Origin of the sequence: Paenibacillus sp. FSL K6-1566, assembly GCF_038050475.1 — a bacterium.
In the GTDB taxonomy this organism is placed as follows: domain Bacteria; phylum Bacillota; class Bacilli; order Paenibacillales; family Paenibacillaceae; genus Paenibacillus_AQ; species Paenibacillus_AQ lactis.
Map to the genome: position 1 here is coordinate 5,111,810 of NZ_JBBOSR010000001.1, position 14,612 is coordinate 5,126,421.

Below are 14,612 nucleotides of genomic sequence, written 5' to 3' on the forward strand. Positions count from 1 at the left end.
ACAGAATTTGTCACAGTACGAAATAAAAAGGAGCATCGATTCCATGCCGAAAACCGAACGCATGCTCAAGGTCATGCAGCACGTCTATGAGAAGCGGAGCTTCACCGTCGGCGAAATGGCCGAGGAGTTTTCGGTCTCCTACCGTACCATGCTCCGCTACCTCCATGAGCTGTCCGAGCTGGGCGTCCCGCTGTACGCAACGGAGGGCAAGCACGGCGGCTATTCCATCCTGACTTCCCGCCAGCGGCGGGAGCTGGCAGAGCATGACACGGAAGCTGTCAAGCGGGTGGTCAAGCCTGGGATCCTGATCGTCGGTTTGGAGATGAAAGCACCCTTTACCGCCTTCTATATGACGCATACCCTCAAACCCAAGCTGTGGCAGGAGCTCGTCAGCCGCCTGCATGAAATCCCGTACCGCCGGACCACGCCCCGGCCTTCCTATGTCGCCGCGGTTATGAATCGGCAGCAAATCTATCATTACGTCGCCGGTATCGAAGTGACGGCGCTGGGGAGTCTTCCAGAAGGGATGGTGAGTCTGGCGATACCGGCTCAGGAATACGCGATGTATACGCATGAAGGCCGCTCGGACAGGGAGGATATCGACCAATCTTATGCGTATGTCCTGCAGCGGATGAAGCAGCTCGACATGAATCCGGATCCCGGATGCTATGCCTTGGAACGTCGGGACGACGCCGATGCTTCGGTCATCCGGATGTTTATCCCGATAAAAAGATAGCAGGCAGTTCCCCTTCCGGGGAGCCTGCCTGCCTGTTCATGGACGAACCTAGATCGCTTTGGGATTCTCCACGATCGGATTCACGTCTGCATCGTAATCAACGCCGTCGGTCTCAAATCCGAACAGCTGGAAGAACTCGCGGCGGTACCCCACCAAATCCGTCAGCTCTTCAATGTTATCGCTGTCGACCTTGCTCCACAGCTCAGCAACCTCCTGCTGGACGTCCTCGCGAAGCTCCCAGTCGTCAATGCGAATCCGGCCTTTCTCGTCGACCGGAACATCCTTCCCAGCGTACAAACGGTCAGTGAAGAGACGATAAATCTGCTCGATGCAGCCTTCATGCAGCCCCTTCTCCTTCATCACCTTGTACAAAGCGGAAACATACAACGGCACGATCGGAATCGCCGAGCTTGACTGCGTAACCAGCGCTTTGCTGACCGTCACGTAAGCGCGGCCTCCGCGACCCGCGAGCGCCTCGTTTAGCTTCAGTGCGGTATCCTCCAGATGATCCTTCGCTTGACCGATGGACCCGTCCCGGTAGATCGCCTTCGTAATCTCGGAGCCAATATAAGAGAACGCAATCGTGGTGGCATTGTCCGCCAGCACGCCTCCTTCCGACAGCGCCTGGATCCACAGCTCCCAGTCCTCGCCGCCCATGACCTCGACGGTATTTCGAACTTCCTCTTCGGTAGCCGGCTCAATCGTTACTTGAGTAACTTCTCCCGTATGGAAATTGACCGTTTTATTCGTGTAGGATTGGCCGATCGGCTTCAGGACGGAGCTGACCGTCTCTCCGGTCCGCGGCAGCGTCCGGCGCGCGGAGGCCACGCTGTAAACGACCAGATCTACCTCTCCAAGCTCCTTCTTGATCAGCTCGACCGTCTTCGCCTTGGTCTCCTCCGTGAATGCATCGCCGGTTACGCTGAAGGACTTCAGTCCCGCCGCCTCCGCTGCCTGCTCAAAAGCAGCCGAGTTGTACCAGCCTGCCGAAGCGGTGCGCTTCTCGGTTCCCTGGCTCGGACGATATACTCCTACCGTGTTTGCCCGTGCACCAAACGCAGCGGCGATTCTCGCCGACAATCCGTATCCGGTGGATGCCCCGATCACAAGTACATTACGGGGACCTTGTATGCCAGGCTGTTTCAGCACGTAATCGATCTGCTCCTGAACCTGCGCTGCGCAGCCGACAGGGTGCGACGTCGTGCAAATAAATCCGCGTGTTCTAGGTTTAATAATCATGATTTAGTTCCTCTCTTTACACTCATTATCGTTTCAAATGATACGTATGTATCCCGATTGTCCCTTTCTATTGTAACTGTTTTTTTCAAAGAGGAAACCTTTTGACGGCAAAAATAAAATACCCCCCTTCTAAAATCGATCGGGGATTTGCCCCCGCCATTCATTAAAAGAGAGGTACTTGGCTGATTACTACTACCATGCTATGCAGCCTGGCCGAATCTTATTATTCCTTCTTCCGGGCTTACGCCTTCAGTTCCTCGCTGACCGTCAGCCGAACCGGGCAATGATCGCTGCCCAGCACATGACAATCGATTTCGGCATCGACCAGCTTCTCGGACAATCGGGCCGATACGAGGAAATAATCAATTCGCCAGCCGATGTTCCGTTCCCTGACCTTGGCCATATACGACCACCAGCTGTATACATCCGTCCTGTCCGGATAAAAGAATCGGAATGAATCGATAAAGCCTGCTGCGAGCAGATCGGTCATCTTCCCGCGCTCCTCCAGTGTAAAGCCTGAATTGCCGAGATTGGACTTCGCGTTCTTCAGGTCGATCTCCTGGTGGGCGACGTTCAAATCGCCGCAAATAATGACCGGCTTGACCGCATCCAGCTCCTGCAAGTAACGGCGGAACCGTTCCTCCCACTCCAGCCGGTACGCAAGCCGGCTCAGGTCACGTTTGGCGTTCGGCGTATAGACGTTCACCAGGTAGAATTGTTGAAACTCCAGCGTAATGATTCTTCCTTCCGGCTCCTCGTCTTCCTCGATCCCGTACCGGACGGACAACGGCTCCAATCGGGTGAACACGGCCGTTCCCGAGTATCCCTTCTTCTGGGCGTAGTTCCAGTACTGGCGATAGTCGGAGCCTAACTCAAGCTCGATCTGCCCCTCTTGAAGCTTTGTTTCCTGCACGCAAAATATATCCGCATCCGTCTGCTTGAAATAATCGAGAAAGCCTTTATTCACACAGGCACGCAGCCCGTTGACATTCCATGACACTAGCTTCATATCGCAACCTCCATGGTATCTATATCGTTTTCGTTTTTTGAATCTATGAATCTACTAAATTCTATAATGGTATCATGTCTCGGCAGGAAGGGACAAGGCAGCTTTACGCATTCATTTAAACATCATGAGCGAAAAAGGGAGCTTTCCAGTGCATAATCCCGCACCAAAACTGGAACAACATAAACGTTTGCGATCGTTTCGCTTATTCGAAGCGCCCGCAATCGATGGATATTTCGCACAAGGAGGAGTACAGCATGACAGGAAGAAACAGTAAACCTAAGAACGATGGTCCGTCCAGCAGTCCTGAACGATTGGATCAATACGGCGATAAGCTGGCAAACGAGAATGACGAAGAGTTTACTTCGGCGGCCGAGGAGCACTGCCGGGATCAGGACTAGCGATGGATATCGCCAACATGCATTCCTTATAATTCAATAGCAAAAACACCCGTCCTTGCTAAGGTGTATGGCTCCCTGTCTTACAAACGGGGAGCCGTCCCTTGCAATGCAGCGGGTGTTTTGTTGCTGTCGCGGTATTTATCTTTTTTAATTTAGAGCCAGCTTTCCTGTCTTTGCATGTACCGCCGTTCCCGTTTAGTTAAGCTGTTATGCCGTACCGGTTGCCGTCGGGGTCCGTCAGGGAGAATCCTTTGATCCCGTCAAAATCCTCAATATCGCCCACATCCGCTCCCTTGGCCTTCAGCTGCCGATGCATTCCTTCAACATCCGTGGCATGAATGTTGAAATACTGTCCTACACCGTAATTATTTTTAGGAAACACCGGCTGCTTTACCTCATCGGAACGCACCAGACAAAAGCTCACTTTCTCATCGTTCATTCGCATGACAATCGCTTCGGGTTCATCCCTATGTATGATCTCGAGTCCCAGCATCTGGGCATACCATGCCGCAGAACGATTCAAATCACTCACCGGCACAAAGATACCCACGCCGTACAATGGGGGTTTGACCAATCTCCATTCTCCTCTCTCAATACGAGTATGATTGTATTCCAACACCTAAATAACGATATTTCACGTTAGAACCAAACAATCCTCCCCAAAAAAACGTGCTTACTCCGTAATCATCCACACATTCCCGTCCGGATCCTCCATATAAAATGCAAGAGAACCGCGAACCCGTCTCAATCTGCTGATTCGGATGCGCAGCTTGGTCAATTGGAGGTATGAAGCACAGATCGCTTTCGGATCCCTTCTCCGGAAAGCGTCCACGAGCGCGTCCATATCCAGCCCTTCGGCTGCATCCGCATGGGTCCTCACTTCCGGCTTAGCTTCAATGCCTGCCTGCTGCAGCTGGTGCAGCTTTCTCAGCCTGGCCCGTGCACGGCCGAGCGACACTTGTACCGTCCCTTCCGACATGGAGAGAAAATCAGCCGTTTCCCCGGCTGTGAAATCCAGCACGTCCATCAGCAGCAAAATGACAATCGCGCGTGGAGATAACCGGTCTGCTAATGTCTCCAGAAGCTCCCTCGTTGATAATCCGCCATCCTCGCCGGGTCTGTCCTTCAGCTCCTCATCCGTAACGCTCTTGACGGATTTCTCTTTCCTCAATCGGTCTTTCCATGCATTGCTTGCTATTCGATATAAATAGGCATTGGTAATTGGCCGATCAGGCTTGATTTCAACCGCCCGCATCACTTTGATCATCGTTTCCTGCAGAAGATCTTCAGCTTCCCAGCGTTCCCCGGTCACATGCAGACAGTATTGATGCAGCTTGGCCTGAAGAGCGGGTACATCCAGCGCATATTTTGACATCACAGCCCACCTCGCTAACTAAGTTCTCTGGAAGCTGAAGTTTTCCTGCACAAATTTCGGATGCAGTTACTTATAAACGAAAAATGCGGTAAAAGCCCCTTCCATCAAGAGCCGCCTGCCCGGTTAACACCGCAATCAACAAAACGTGCATTTTTCATGCGTCAACTTCTCTGGAAGTTCAGGTATAAGTTGCTAAGAGTACGGCATCCTAAGAACAAATCTCTCCATGATCCACGGATATCGCCCTCAATCGGCGGCAATGCCCAATCATTCACTCATTCTTTACTCTTACTAATCTGAAAGGGAGGGAGCATAGATGAGATCCAGTGCCAATGTAAAGAGCGAACTGCTTGAGAATGTCAAAAGCCGGCTTTCCGGCTGCGGGGATGTAAGCTATCAGTCCTTGAGGCTTCATGGGTCTGACTGCACGTTGATATTTATAGGGCCCATCATTGACTTTAGCTCCTTGCACGGGCATATCGTCACCCCTTTGCTTAAGGAATCGGCCAAGGTTGAGCATCATTTCGATGATTTTATCGACCGGCTGGACCGGGGAGATTTGCTGTCGATTCCATTCGAACGCTCCGATTCAGCAGAGCATATTGCCAACGCGATCGTCGAGGGCAGCGCGGTTCTTCTTATCGAGGAGACCGCGGAAGCTTACCTGTTCGATATTGTGTTGTATCAGAAAAGAGCCGTATCCGAATCCCAGAACGAGCTGGTCGTGAATGGCCCTCAGGAAGCTTTTATCGAGGATATCAGCACCAATCTATCGCTGCTGCGCCACAAAATCAGGCACCCCGACCTGAAGACGATCCGATTCCAAATTGGAAGGTATACCAAAAAAGCCGTGTATATGGTTTATATCGAAGGATTGGCCAAGCCGGAGGTTGTACAGGAGGTCAATCAGCATCTCGCTGCGATCGATATTGACGGAACATTCGGGATCAGCACCTTATCTGAGCAGATGAAGGAAGGGGTACGGTCTCCGTTTCCCCAGTTCCAATATACGGAGCGTCCCGACTCGGTAGCGGCATCGCTCCTCGAAGGCCGGGTGGGCATCATGCAGGACGGGACGCCGTCGGCTCTCATCGTACCGGTAACCTTGATGTCGCTGCTGCAATCGTCCGAGGATTACTACCACAGCTTCTACTCCTCAAGCTGGATTCGGCTTGTCCGGTTCGCGTTCGGACTCATGTCCCTGCTGATGCCTTCCTTGTATGTGGCCATCACGACATTCCAGCCCTCCATCATTCCGACCGATCTGTTGATCACGATCTCGGCGTCAAGGGAGAATATTCCGTTCACGGCGCTGGCGGAAGCGCTCATTATGGAGCTGACGTTTGAAGCGCTTAGGGAGGCGGGCACCCGCATTCCGAAACCCGTCGGCCAGACGATCTCCATTATCGGAGCAATCGTCATCGGACAAGCGGCGGTCGAGGCCGGCATCGTCTCCAACCCGATGGTTATCGTCGTATCGATTACGGGCATCGCTTCTTACATCATTCCTAATTTTGAGCTCGGGCTGGCTTTCCGCCTTCTGCGCTTCCCGATCCTGATTCTGGGAGGAACGCTCGGGCTCATCGGCGTATTCGCAGCTGCATTTCTGGTGTACGGCCATATGGCTTCCCTGAAATCGTTCGGAACGCCCTATTTGCAGCCCATTGCTCCCCTGATCCGGTCAGATTGGAAAGACGCGTTTTTCAGGGCTCCTTCCAAAATGATGAAGAAGCGTCCGAAAACCTATGCTTCTGGAAACAACACAAGGAGACAAAAGCCATGAGAGCGTTAGTCCTACTTCTCCTGGTCATAACGCCGCTCTTCACCCTTGCCGGCTGCGGATTCATGATGACCAAAGTCGAAATCAACGAACAGACTTTCGTGTTTGCGATGTACATCGACAAAGGGAAGCAGCCTAATACCGTCGAGGTTACGATCAGCGCCCCGCTGCCTAACCGGCTGACTTCAGGTTCCCAGGCAGGGGGCCAAGCAAGCGGGGATCCGTATGCGATGGTTACCAAAAGCTCCGTTACCGTTCAGGATGCACTGAGTTTAATTCAGCGGGATTTGACTCGTCGCTTCGACTTCAGCCATACACGAGCCGTCGTGGTTGGTCATCGTTATGCAGAGGACGGCTTGCACGATCTGATGGACTGGTTTCAGCGGGAGCCGACGACGGACCTCGATACCTACCTGTTCGTAGCACCGGGAAAGGCGACACAAGTAGCCTCCCTGACCCCCGGCTTCGAGCAAATGCCTTCCGAAGTTCTGGCCCGGATAGGCGATCAGCATAACGTCATCGGCACGACTTTTCTGGATTGCCTCGTCGCGGCATCGGCCAACCAGGGCTATGCGCTGACCTATTTGAGCGCCGGCATGAAGCCCATGATCGCCGATCAGGGCAAGCCGGAGCCTTGGGTCGGCGTTCATGGAACCGCGCTATTTCAAGATCACAGGCTTCGTACCACCCTTCCGCTAGAGCCTTCGCTGACGATCAGCTGGGCTGAAAATCAGCTAAGGGGTTCTTTATACACGGTGAGCTGGGATAAATCCGGAAAAGCGAGCGTGTATCTAATCCAAAACCGGGCGAAGAAGTCGGTAAGGTTGGTGGACGGCCGTCCCGTGTTTACGATCAAGCTAAAAGGAATCGGCGATGTCATATTCAAGAGGAACGGCATTCAGACGGATTCGCTATCCGCCAAATATGCCATCGAACGGGAATTGAACGAGGTGATCAAGGAGCACCTGGCAACGGCCATACGCACCTCTCAAAGGGAACGCGCCGACATCCTGCAGCTCGGCATGCTCCTTGACTGGAACTATCCCGATTATTGGGAGAAGGTTCGAAGTAACTGGTCCCAGGCATATGCCAACGAGGCTGTAATCGAGATCGTAGCGGACGTCAAGGTCCGTAATTTCGGTTCCGTGCTCAAATCCAAGCCTGAATAAGGAGGCATCAGGGGATGTTATTCTTTGTGTTTTTAGCGTATTCCCTACTGGAATGGTTCGTTGCTAGGCAAAAGCCGGGCCGCGAGAAATGGACGGTGCTCGCTCTGATTGTCGTCATGTCGATATGGAGCGCGTTCGCGCTTTGGATGAACGGATGGCCGACCCCGAACCAGCTGATTCGCTTTGCTTTTGGCTGGCTTGACCAATAACTTTGAAAGGAGCCCTTTTCGCGATGGTGAATAAAACCCCTTGGCAATTGTTCCGATTCGCCTTCGTATACCTGAATGCGATCCCGACAGGATTTTTAGTTACCCCTCTGCTGTGGGGCTCGGCGTACTTGGGATGGATGGCCATCCTGATTGGATGGGGCGCCAACTTGATCCTTCTATGGTTCACCGTCAAGGTTGGGCGCTGGGATCCCGACCGCTCCTGGATCGACTTCGGCCAGGACCTGCTGGGAAAATGGATCCACTATCCGATCATCTTGCTGATTCTCTTCTGGTCCGTCAATTATATCGGGCTCGATATCGAGGGCTTTACCCTATTCTTCGACACCAATTACATGCGGGAGACGCCGCAATGGTTCATCATCTTGATCGTCGGCCTCGTCGTCACCCTTACCGCGCGTTGGGGGATGGAGACGCTAGTTTATATCTCCGACGGGCTGTTCATTGTCATTGTGCTGACGATTTTGCTCATGAACATGTTTTTTTTCCAAGATGCGGACTTCAATATGGTACCCGCCATGTACAGACATCATAACTACGGGGACGTCTTTAAGGATTCGCTGACCACCCTCGCCTATATCGCGGAATGGGTCGTGTTTCTGTTCCTCGCCCCTTACCTTCAAATCGATCGGAAGGCATTCCGAAACCTTGCGGCCGCAAGCGCAATGGTTGCACTTGGCGTATTGCTCCAGTGGGCCTCCTCCCTGCTAAGCTTCGGCCCCTATATCGGCCGGGAGCTGCAGTACCCGCTCGTGGAATTGCTGCGGGCGGGAAAAGGGTTCCACGGCAATTCCGATCCGTTCATGATCGGATTGTGGAGCAGTTCCATGTTCCTGCATAGCGCATTCCTGATCCATATCAGTGTCCGGTGCCTTGCCAAGCTGCTTGCGCTAAAGGAAATGGACGCCACGCTGATTGCGGTGATCGGCGGAACAGGCTCTATCCTGGCGTTCCAATATTCCAAGAACCCGGTCCTGTTCCAGCAGGATTTTAGTTCTTCCTCGATGATTGCGTTTTTCCTTCTCGTCGAATGCATTCCGATCCTGTATTGGATCGCCTCCCTTTTTCGCAGAGGAAGGCGACAGCGGCGAAATGCAGCATGATCTTATGACCGCTGGTCGTTAGTAACACCCGGATAAACAAAATAGATAGATAGGTGGGAGGCGGATGCTACCTCCCTTCCATTTTGTAAACGGCAAGCCCTATGAATCTCGGCGGATGAATGCATGTTACCATCAATCGCTTGATCTACCGCTGGTTGTACCGAAAAATTTAACAAAAATTAGAATTTTTCATGAAAGCGCTTCCCGAAAATAGTTCTTTTATTGTAAGAAATTGGCATATTATATAGTACAGTAGAACCAGCAAACAAGGGTGGCAGCGGGAGGTGATAGGCATGGGCGTGAATGAAGCATTGGCTCTAATGATTTCGTTCGCCACTCTGGTCGTTTCGATCCTTGCTTTCCATAATAAGAAATAGACCCATCCCTCAGGAAGATGAATCTATTTCTTGTGTCTGGGCAGGAGCAAGCATTCAGCCGCCCTGTAAGCGGTGTCTGCTGTACCCCCGGAGTCGGCGGCATCCGGCTCCGTTTTGTGATACACAAAAATATCCTATTCCGTTTTCGGCGGCATTATGACTGGAGATCTTTTTATCAAGTATTCAGAATGGGCTTAACCTCCTGCAGAATACGGGCCATCTCTTTGGCGCTTTCCTCGTACATCTTCTTGGCCGCCTTGTCCTTGGTGTTTAAGCTGAACAGCTCCAGATCCGCCTGGCATTTCTTCAAATTCGCGAACAGTAAGGCTCTCTCCTGGTTCTGGGGCTGCTGCATTTGGTCGTCATATAAATCAATGGTCAATCCGCCAAAGGTATCCACTTGTGCAAAGTACACATCTTTGAGCTTGACGCCCTGCTTGTCCAGTTCATCCTTAAGCCAGCTTTGGCTGAACCCCATGACGCGCAGCGGCTCATCCAAAATTTTACCGTCCATAATGACCGCCTGCGGCATTTTTTCAGGGGCAATCTTAACGCCCAAATCCTTCGGCGTGACCGGAAGCGTATCACGCTTCTGCAGCACGGTGATATCCCCGCTGGACTCCATGATGGCAAATTCGACGTCAGCAATCTGGAAAATGTCCTTCTTCCGCAGCTGCTGCATGAGATCATCGGATGTCAAACGTTCTTTTTTCATATTGTCTTCCAAAACTTTGCCGTCCTTGATGAGCACCGTAGCTTTAAAATCGATAAAATCCCTTACCTTCTTGCTCTTCATTTGGGAGTATTCAATCAGCAAAGAGCAGAGCACCCACACTCCCAGGGCAATCAGTCCAAGATACCAATTGGCTTCCAAATCGAGCGAGATGTAAGCAGCCAAGCTGCCGATCGTAATTCCCGTTAAGTATTCGAAAAAGGACAGCTGCGTAACCTGCCGTTTACCAAGGGCTTTGGTCAGCAAAAACAGAACAATTACAGCACACAGCGTCCGTAGGATAATTTCCAGCCATTGCGGCATAAGAGTGCCCTCCAATCCTTGATGGGTTGTCGCGATATATCATCTTTATAAATTATGGACAAAAGTACGCTATGAAATCACGCCACTATTTTCCTGTCCGTCTTAAACGCATGTTCCTGGCCGAAATGTGTACATTAGTTCAAGAAAGGAGTGATAACGAACCATGACCGTAGCATCCGATGTCAAAACCTGCCTCTCTTCCTTGAAAAGCGCGCAAGCCAGCCTTGAGCAGTTTGCTCTGTCCACACAGGATGAGAACGCTAAGAACATGTTCACCCAAGCGGCTCAGCAAACCCAGCAGATCGTAGACCAAGTAGCTCAGCGCGTGCAGCAGCTTGAACAGGAGGAGCCTCAATACAAAGGCTTCTAAATCTCCCGCATCAACAAAACATCTAAATAGGATTCGGCGTCTTGGCCGAAGCTCACCCCCGGACCATTCACGGTCAGGGGGTTGTTTATTATGTTGGGAACTTTGATATTGAGTTATCCCCCATGGCAAGGTAAAGTGTTAAAATAATGGTATTGTTTATAAAGGGGGCAGCATGTATGACGAGTGACACACCAAAGCTGGATGTCATCACATTCGGCGAGTCGATGGGATTATTTTATCCGGAAGGGCCCCGGGGCATCGGCCAAGGAGGAAGCATGGCCCAGTCCTTCGGCGGTGCGGAGAGCAACCTTGCAATCGGTCTTGCGCGGCTTGAGTGCACGGCAGGCTGGTTCGGCAGACTCGGTCGCGATCCGGTCGGCACCGGCATTTTGAAAACGCTTCGGGGAGAGGGGGTCGACGTTTCAAGGGCTACCCAGACCGATGAAGCGCCGACAGGAATTATGCTGCGGCAGACCGTTCGCGGACAGTCCTCCGTTTACTACTACCGCAAGGACTCTGCGGCAAGCAGGATGACCCCTGCGCATGTGGATGCCGAATACATAGCACAAGCTAAGATCGTTCATATCACCGGCATCACTGCTGCCCTAAGCGGCAGCTGCCTGGAAACGATCCGGCATGTGGTATCCCTATGCAAGGAGCATGGCGTCCGGATCAGCTTTGATCCGAACCTGCGACTCAAGCTGTGGAGCATAGAGGAGGCTCGTCCCGTCTTGCTGGAGCTTGCGGCTTCCTGCGATTATTTCCTTCCTGGATATGACGAATGCAAGCTGTTGTTTGAGACCGAGGATGAAGAGGTCATTACCGAGCAGCTCCGGAAGCTGCCGGGGATGAGCATAATCAAAAGCTTCAACGGAAGCAATGTGATTGTGCACAGAGAACAGACGTATTCCCTTCCGTTTGAGAAAGTGGGCCAGGTCGTCGATACGGTAGGTGCTGGAGACGGGTTCTGTGCCGGCTTCCTCGCCGGAGTTGCTAAGGGCTGGTCGCCGGAGGAAGCGCTCTCGTTAGGCGGTCTGACCGGATCGATGGTTATCCAGGCTCCAGGCGACTGGGAAGCCCTTCCGACTTGGGACGAAGTGCTGCAGCGCCGCGGACAAGCCGCCCACATCGAGCGTTAAGAGGCATAGGCTGTTTTACGTCTTTCCACTCCAGCAGTGTTTACGCTAGGCCTTGATCCATTCATTTAATAACCGATAGGAGTGTTACTATGAAGAAACTCAGACTGATCCAACAAATTCATGATGCCGGCGTCGTGGCGGTGCTTCGCGGGGACTCGCCGGAAGAAGTCGTCGAGGTCGCCCAGCGTGCCATTGAAGGCGGTATCAAAGTGATCGAAGTGACGATGACCGTTCCGTTCGCCACCGAAGCAATCACCCGGCTGGCAAAAATGTATTCCTCGGAGGATCCGCAAGCCGACAATTATGCCATCATTGGCGCCGGCACCGTGCTGGACTCGGAAACCGCAAGACTGACCATCCTGGCCGGTGCGGAGTTTGTCGTATCCCCTGGCTTTGACCGGGACACCATCATGCTCTGCAACCGCTACCGCGTTCCGGTAATGCCGGGGGCCGTCACCGTACATGACATTGTCGCCTCCCTAGAGCTCGGTGTGGATGTCATTAAGCTGTTCCCGGGCAATCTGTACTCGCCATCCGTGATCCCATCCCTTAAGGGCCCGCTCCCGCAGGCGAACATTATGCCTACCGGCGGGGTGAACCTCGATAACCTCCATGAATGGATCAAGGCCGGTGCATTTGCAGTCGGAATCGGTTCAGATTTAACCAAGGATGCGATGAAGAGCGGCAACCTTGATCTGATTTCGGAGAAGGCCCGTGCATATATCGATGCATTCAAGAAGACCAAGGCCTAACTTGTACGTATGCAAAAGGACTGCCGCGCATTCGCTGTGGCAGTCCTTTTTTAGATGATGTCCCCTCTTCTCTTCCCCGCCGACGGCTTGCTGCGTGCATTCAGAAGCGCCGTTCCCGCAGTGCTTGTTGAAGCACGCCGATCATAACCTTCTCGTTCTTCGATGACCATGCTTTAGCGTACAAAGCCCGGTTGCCACGCCCCCAGACAAGATCGTGAAGATGGAGTTAACAAACGTATTGCCTGAGAGAACAGCACCTCCGATGCCGATGATCACCGCATCCATCAGCAGAATGATGATTCCGACATTCAGAGGCACATACTTGGACAGAAAATGCGCCAGCAGGTCCGTTCCCCCCGTACTTGCGTCATTTCTTAGCATCAGACCAAGGCCTGTCCCGATCAGAGCGCCGCCAATCATGGCGCTGGGTATGGCGCCGGGGGCAAACACACGCAATACATCCCCTTGATACGGGGACAGCAAATCGATGACAAACGAAGAGATCAGCATGCCTGATAAGCTGTTGTAAAATATTTCACGATTAAGGACCCAAGCCGCAATGAATATGGGGACACTGCACAAGATGATGACAAAGCCGATATGTAGGTCAAACACATAATTAGCAATGAGAGCAATACCGATCACGCCGCCATCCAGCACTTTTTGCGGGACAAGAAAGAAATTGGTCCCCATCGCGATCAGGAAGCTTCCGATCACGATGATGACATGTTTTCGAAATGACAGCATATCCAACAGCTCCATTTATAAGGCATGTCTCATTTATATGCTCGTCAAATCGAAAAATTGCGGCCTTATCCTTGTTGATTTCAAAAAAATTCCACTCTATAAGCGCAAAACCACCTGTACGAAGGGCTACGCCTTGACATAAATCAATCGTTCCGTTCGCGCCATCACTTTGGTCTTCATGTAGGGATGGTTCTCATAACAGTAATCGATAAAATGCCCCGGTCTTTCCCCGTTCCACGGGAATACGTCATAGTGGAGTGGGATCGTCAGCTCGAAGCCCGCTGCTGCAGCAAGCTCAGCCGCCTCACGGAAGCCCATATTGCCCACGATCCCATCCTGCCTACGGAAGGCGTCTCCCCCGTTGATCGGCACCATGCCGATGTCAATCGCGTGATTCCGCAGCCGCTCAACAAGACCCGGGTAAACGACGGTATCGCCAGCATGATACATTAGCACGCCCGAAATATCAATCAAATACCCGACATACCGGTGTCCCAGCACCCGATCCTCCTCAAGCACTTCATGAGCCGCCGGCACCGCCATCAAGCGGAAGCCCTCAAGCTCCTGCCATTGGTCGCACGCGGCAGCCAGCAGCCGGTCTTCGGCAACTCCTGCGTCTCGCATCGCCTCATGACAGATTGCCGGCGCGACAAAGCGGGTGTCCGGGTTATTCTTGGCGATAACCGAGATCGTCCCCAGGTCCATATGATCATCGTGCTCATGCGTAATCAGCACCACATTGGCATTCGTAACATGCTGCGGCTTAAGCGGAGCTGGAAAAGCCCGCTGGAGGTCGCTCTTCCGCTCCAGCTCGTCGGACAGATAAGGATCGATATAAATAACGGTCTCCCCGCCTTTAATTACAACGCTCTCCTGTCCCAAAAACCAAACCGCAGCCATTCCGTGCGGAGCGGATGTTCGATTCATCTCCCCGATCAGCTGCTCCGGTGTTCGTCCATGGCCGTTATGACGTCCATTCACTTGTCCCCTCTCCCTTCGGTTGATGTTGCAACAAACGGTGAGCACAGATGCTTCTGCTTATTCATCGACTCACCAGCCTCTGTATATACTGTACCCTAAATCAGCATCTTCTGGGAGCTTTTCATCGTAGGAATTGTGTTATGTTAAACGGGACAACGAAAAAAAAGAGCTGGA

The 14,612-nt window shown here is 52.4% G+C and carries 17 protein-coding genes; 10 read left to right on the top strand and 7 right to left on the bottom strand.

Translation table 11 applies throughout. The annotated features are described in order from the left end of the window. The first annotated feature begins 43 nt into the window (after window positions 1-43). Window positions 44-736 (top strand): effector binding domain-containing protein, encoded by a 693-nt coding sequence (locus NST08_RS22660; RefSeq protein ID WP_341342316.1) that lies wholly within the window; start codon window positions 44-46, stop codon window positions 734-736. Between the two features lie 48 nt (window positions 737-784). Here NST08_RS22660 and fabV read toward each other — a convergent pair whose 3' ends face one another. Then, window positions 785-1,975, bottom strand: coding sequence for an enoyl-ACP reductase FabV (gene fabV / locus NST08_RS22665; protein ID WP_341342317.1), 1,191 nt, complete (start codon window positions 1,973-1,975; stop codon window positions 785-787). A 241-nt stretch (window positions 1,976-2,216) separates the two neighbouring features. Beyond that, window positions 2,217-2,984, bottom strand: a complete 768-nt coding sequence (locus NST08_RS22670) for an exodeoxyribonuclease III (RefSeq protein WP_341342318.1) — start codon at window positions 2,982-2,984, stop codon at window positions 2,217-2,219. Window positions 2,985-3,238: 254 nt separating this feature from the next. Here NST08_RS22670 and NST08_RS22675 point away from each other — a divergent pair, with 254 nt between their 5' ends. Beyond that, window positions 3,239-3,382, top strand: a complete 144-nt coding sequence (locus NST08_RS22675) for a hypothetical protein (protein ID WP_198031509.1) — start codon at window positions 3,239-3,241, stop codon at window positions 3,380-3,382. Window positions 3,383-3,581: 199 nt separating this feature from the next. Here the strand turns inward: NST08_RS22675 and NST08_RS22680 are convergent, their stop codons facing one another. Beyond that, a complete protein-coding gene (locus NST08_RS22680) occupies window positions 3,582-3,956 on the bottom strand; it encodes a VOC family protein (RefSeq protein ID WP_028403828.1) in 375 nt (124 codons plus the stop codon). A gap of 99 nt (window positions 3,957-4,055) precedes the next feature. After that, window positions 4,056-4,757, bottom strand: a complete 702-nt coding sequence (locus tag NST08_RS22685; RefSeq protein ID WP_034272211.1) for an RNA polymerase sigma factor — start codon at window positions 4,755-4,757, stop codon at window positions 4,056-4,058. Between the two features lie 316 nt (window positions 4,758-5,073). On the opposite strand from NST08_RS22685, the gene NST08_RS22690 reads away from it, so the two are divergent. From NST08_RS22690 to NST08_RS29960, 5 genes are all read left to right on the top strand, one after another. Then, window positions 5,074-6,540, top strand: coding sequence for a spore germination protein (locus NST08_RS22690; protein WP_007127335.1), 1,467 nt, complete (start codon window positions 5,074-5,076; stop codon window positions 6,538-6,540). Further along, window positions 6,537-7,706: a Ger(x)C family spore germination protein gene (locus NST08_RS22695; protein WP_341342319.1), complete on the top strand. Its 1,170-nt coding sequence runs from the start codon at window positions 6,537-6,539 to the stop codon at window positions 7,704-7,706. Before NST08_RS22690 ends, NST08_RS22695 begins: the two co-directional genes overlap by 4 nt. Window positions 7,707-7,720: 14 nt before the next feature. Further along, on the top strand, window positions 7,721-7,915 hold the full coding sequence (locus NST08_RS22700; protein WP_007127333.1) for a hypothetical protein: 195 nt from the start codon (window positions 7,721-7,723) through the stop codon (window positions 7,913-7,915). 23 nt (window positions 7,916-7,938) lie between these two features. Next, complete coding sequence (locus NST08_RS22705; RefSeq protein ID WP_341342320.1) at window positions 7,939-9,036, top strand: GerAB/ArcD/ProY family transporter; 1,098 nt, start codon at window positions 7,939-7,941, stop codon at window positions 9,034-9,036. A gap of 293 nt (window positions 9,037-9,329) precedes the next feature. Beyond that, window positions 9,330-9,413: a putative holin-like toxin gene (locus tag NST08_RS29960; protein WP_223260591.1), complete on the top strand. Its 84-nt coding sequence runs from the start codon at window positions 9,330-9,332 to the stop codon at window positions 9,411-9,413. A gap of 175 nt (window positions 9,414-9,588) precedes the next feature. Here NST08_RS29960 and NST08_RS22710 read toward each other — a convergent pair whose 3' ends face one another. Continuing rightward, window positions 9,589-10,449, bottom strand: coding sequence for a DUF421 domain-containing protein (locus tag NST08_RS22710; protein WP_007127331.1), 861 nt, complete (start codon window positions 10,447-10,449; stop codon window positions 9,589-9,591). Window positions 10,450-10,612: 163 nt separating this feature from the next. On the opposite strand from NST08_RS22710, the gene NST08_RS22715 reads away from it, so the two are divergent. The 3 genes from NST08_RS22715 (at window position 10,613) to NST08_RS22725 (ending at window position 12,710) form a co-directional block, all read left to right on the top strand. After that, entirely contained in the window at window positions 10,613-10,819 is a 207-nt protein-coding gene (locus tag NST08_RS22715; protein ID WP_007127330.1) for a DUF1657 domain-containing protein, read from the top strand. Between the two features lie 176 nt (window positions 10,820-10,995). Further along, window positions 10,996-11,958, top strand: a complete 963-nt coding sequence (locus tag NST08_RS22720; RefSeq protein WP_341342321.1) for a sugar kinase — start codon at window positions 10,996-10,998, stop codon at window positions 11,956-11,958. A gap of 89 nt (window positions 11,959-12,047) precedes the next feature. Continuing rightward, window positions 12,048-12,710: a bifunctional 2-keto-4-hydroxyglutarate aldolase/2-keto-3-deoxy-6-phosphogluconate aldolase gene (locus NST08_RS22725; RefSeq protein WP_007127328.1), complete on the top strand. Its 663-nt coding sequence runs from the start codon at window positions 12,048-12,050 to the stop codon at window positions 12,708-12,710. Between the two features lie 141 nt (window positions 12,711-12,851). Here the strand turns inward: NST08_RS22725 and NST08_RS22730 are convergent, their stop codons facing one another. After that, complete coding sequence (locus NST08_RS22730) at window positions 12,852-13,457, bottom strand: YitT family protein (protein WP_210094395.1); 606 nt, start codon at window positions 13,455-13,457, stop codon at window positions 12,852-12,854. Window positions 13,458-13,583: 126 nt separating this feature from the next. Further along, entirely contained in the window at window positions 13,584-14,438 is an 855-nt protein-coding gene (locus tag NST08_RS22735; RefSeq protein ID WP_007127326.1) for an MBL fold metallo-hydrolase, read from the bottom strand. Window positions 14,439-14,612: the final 174 nt, after the last annotated feature.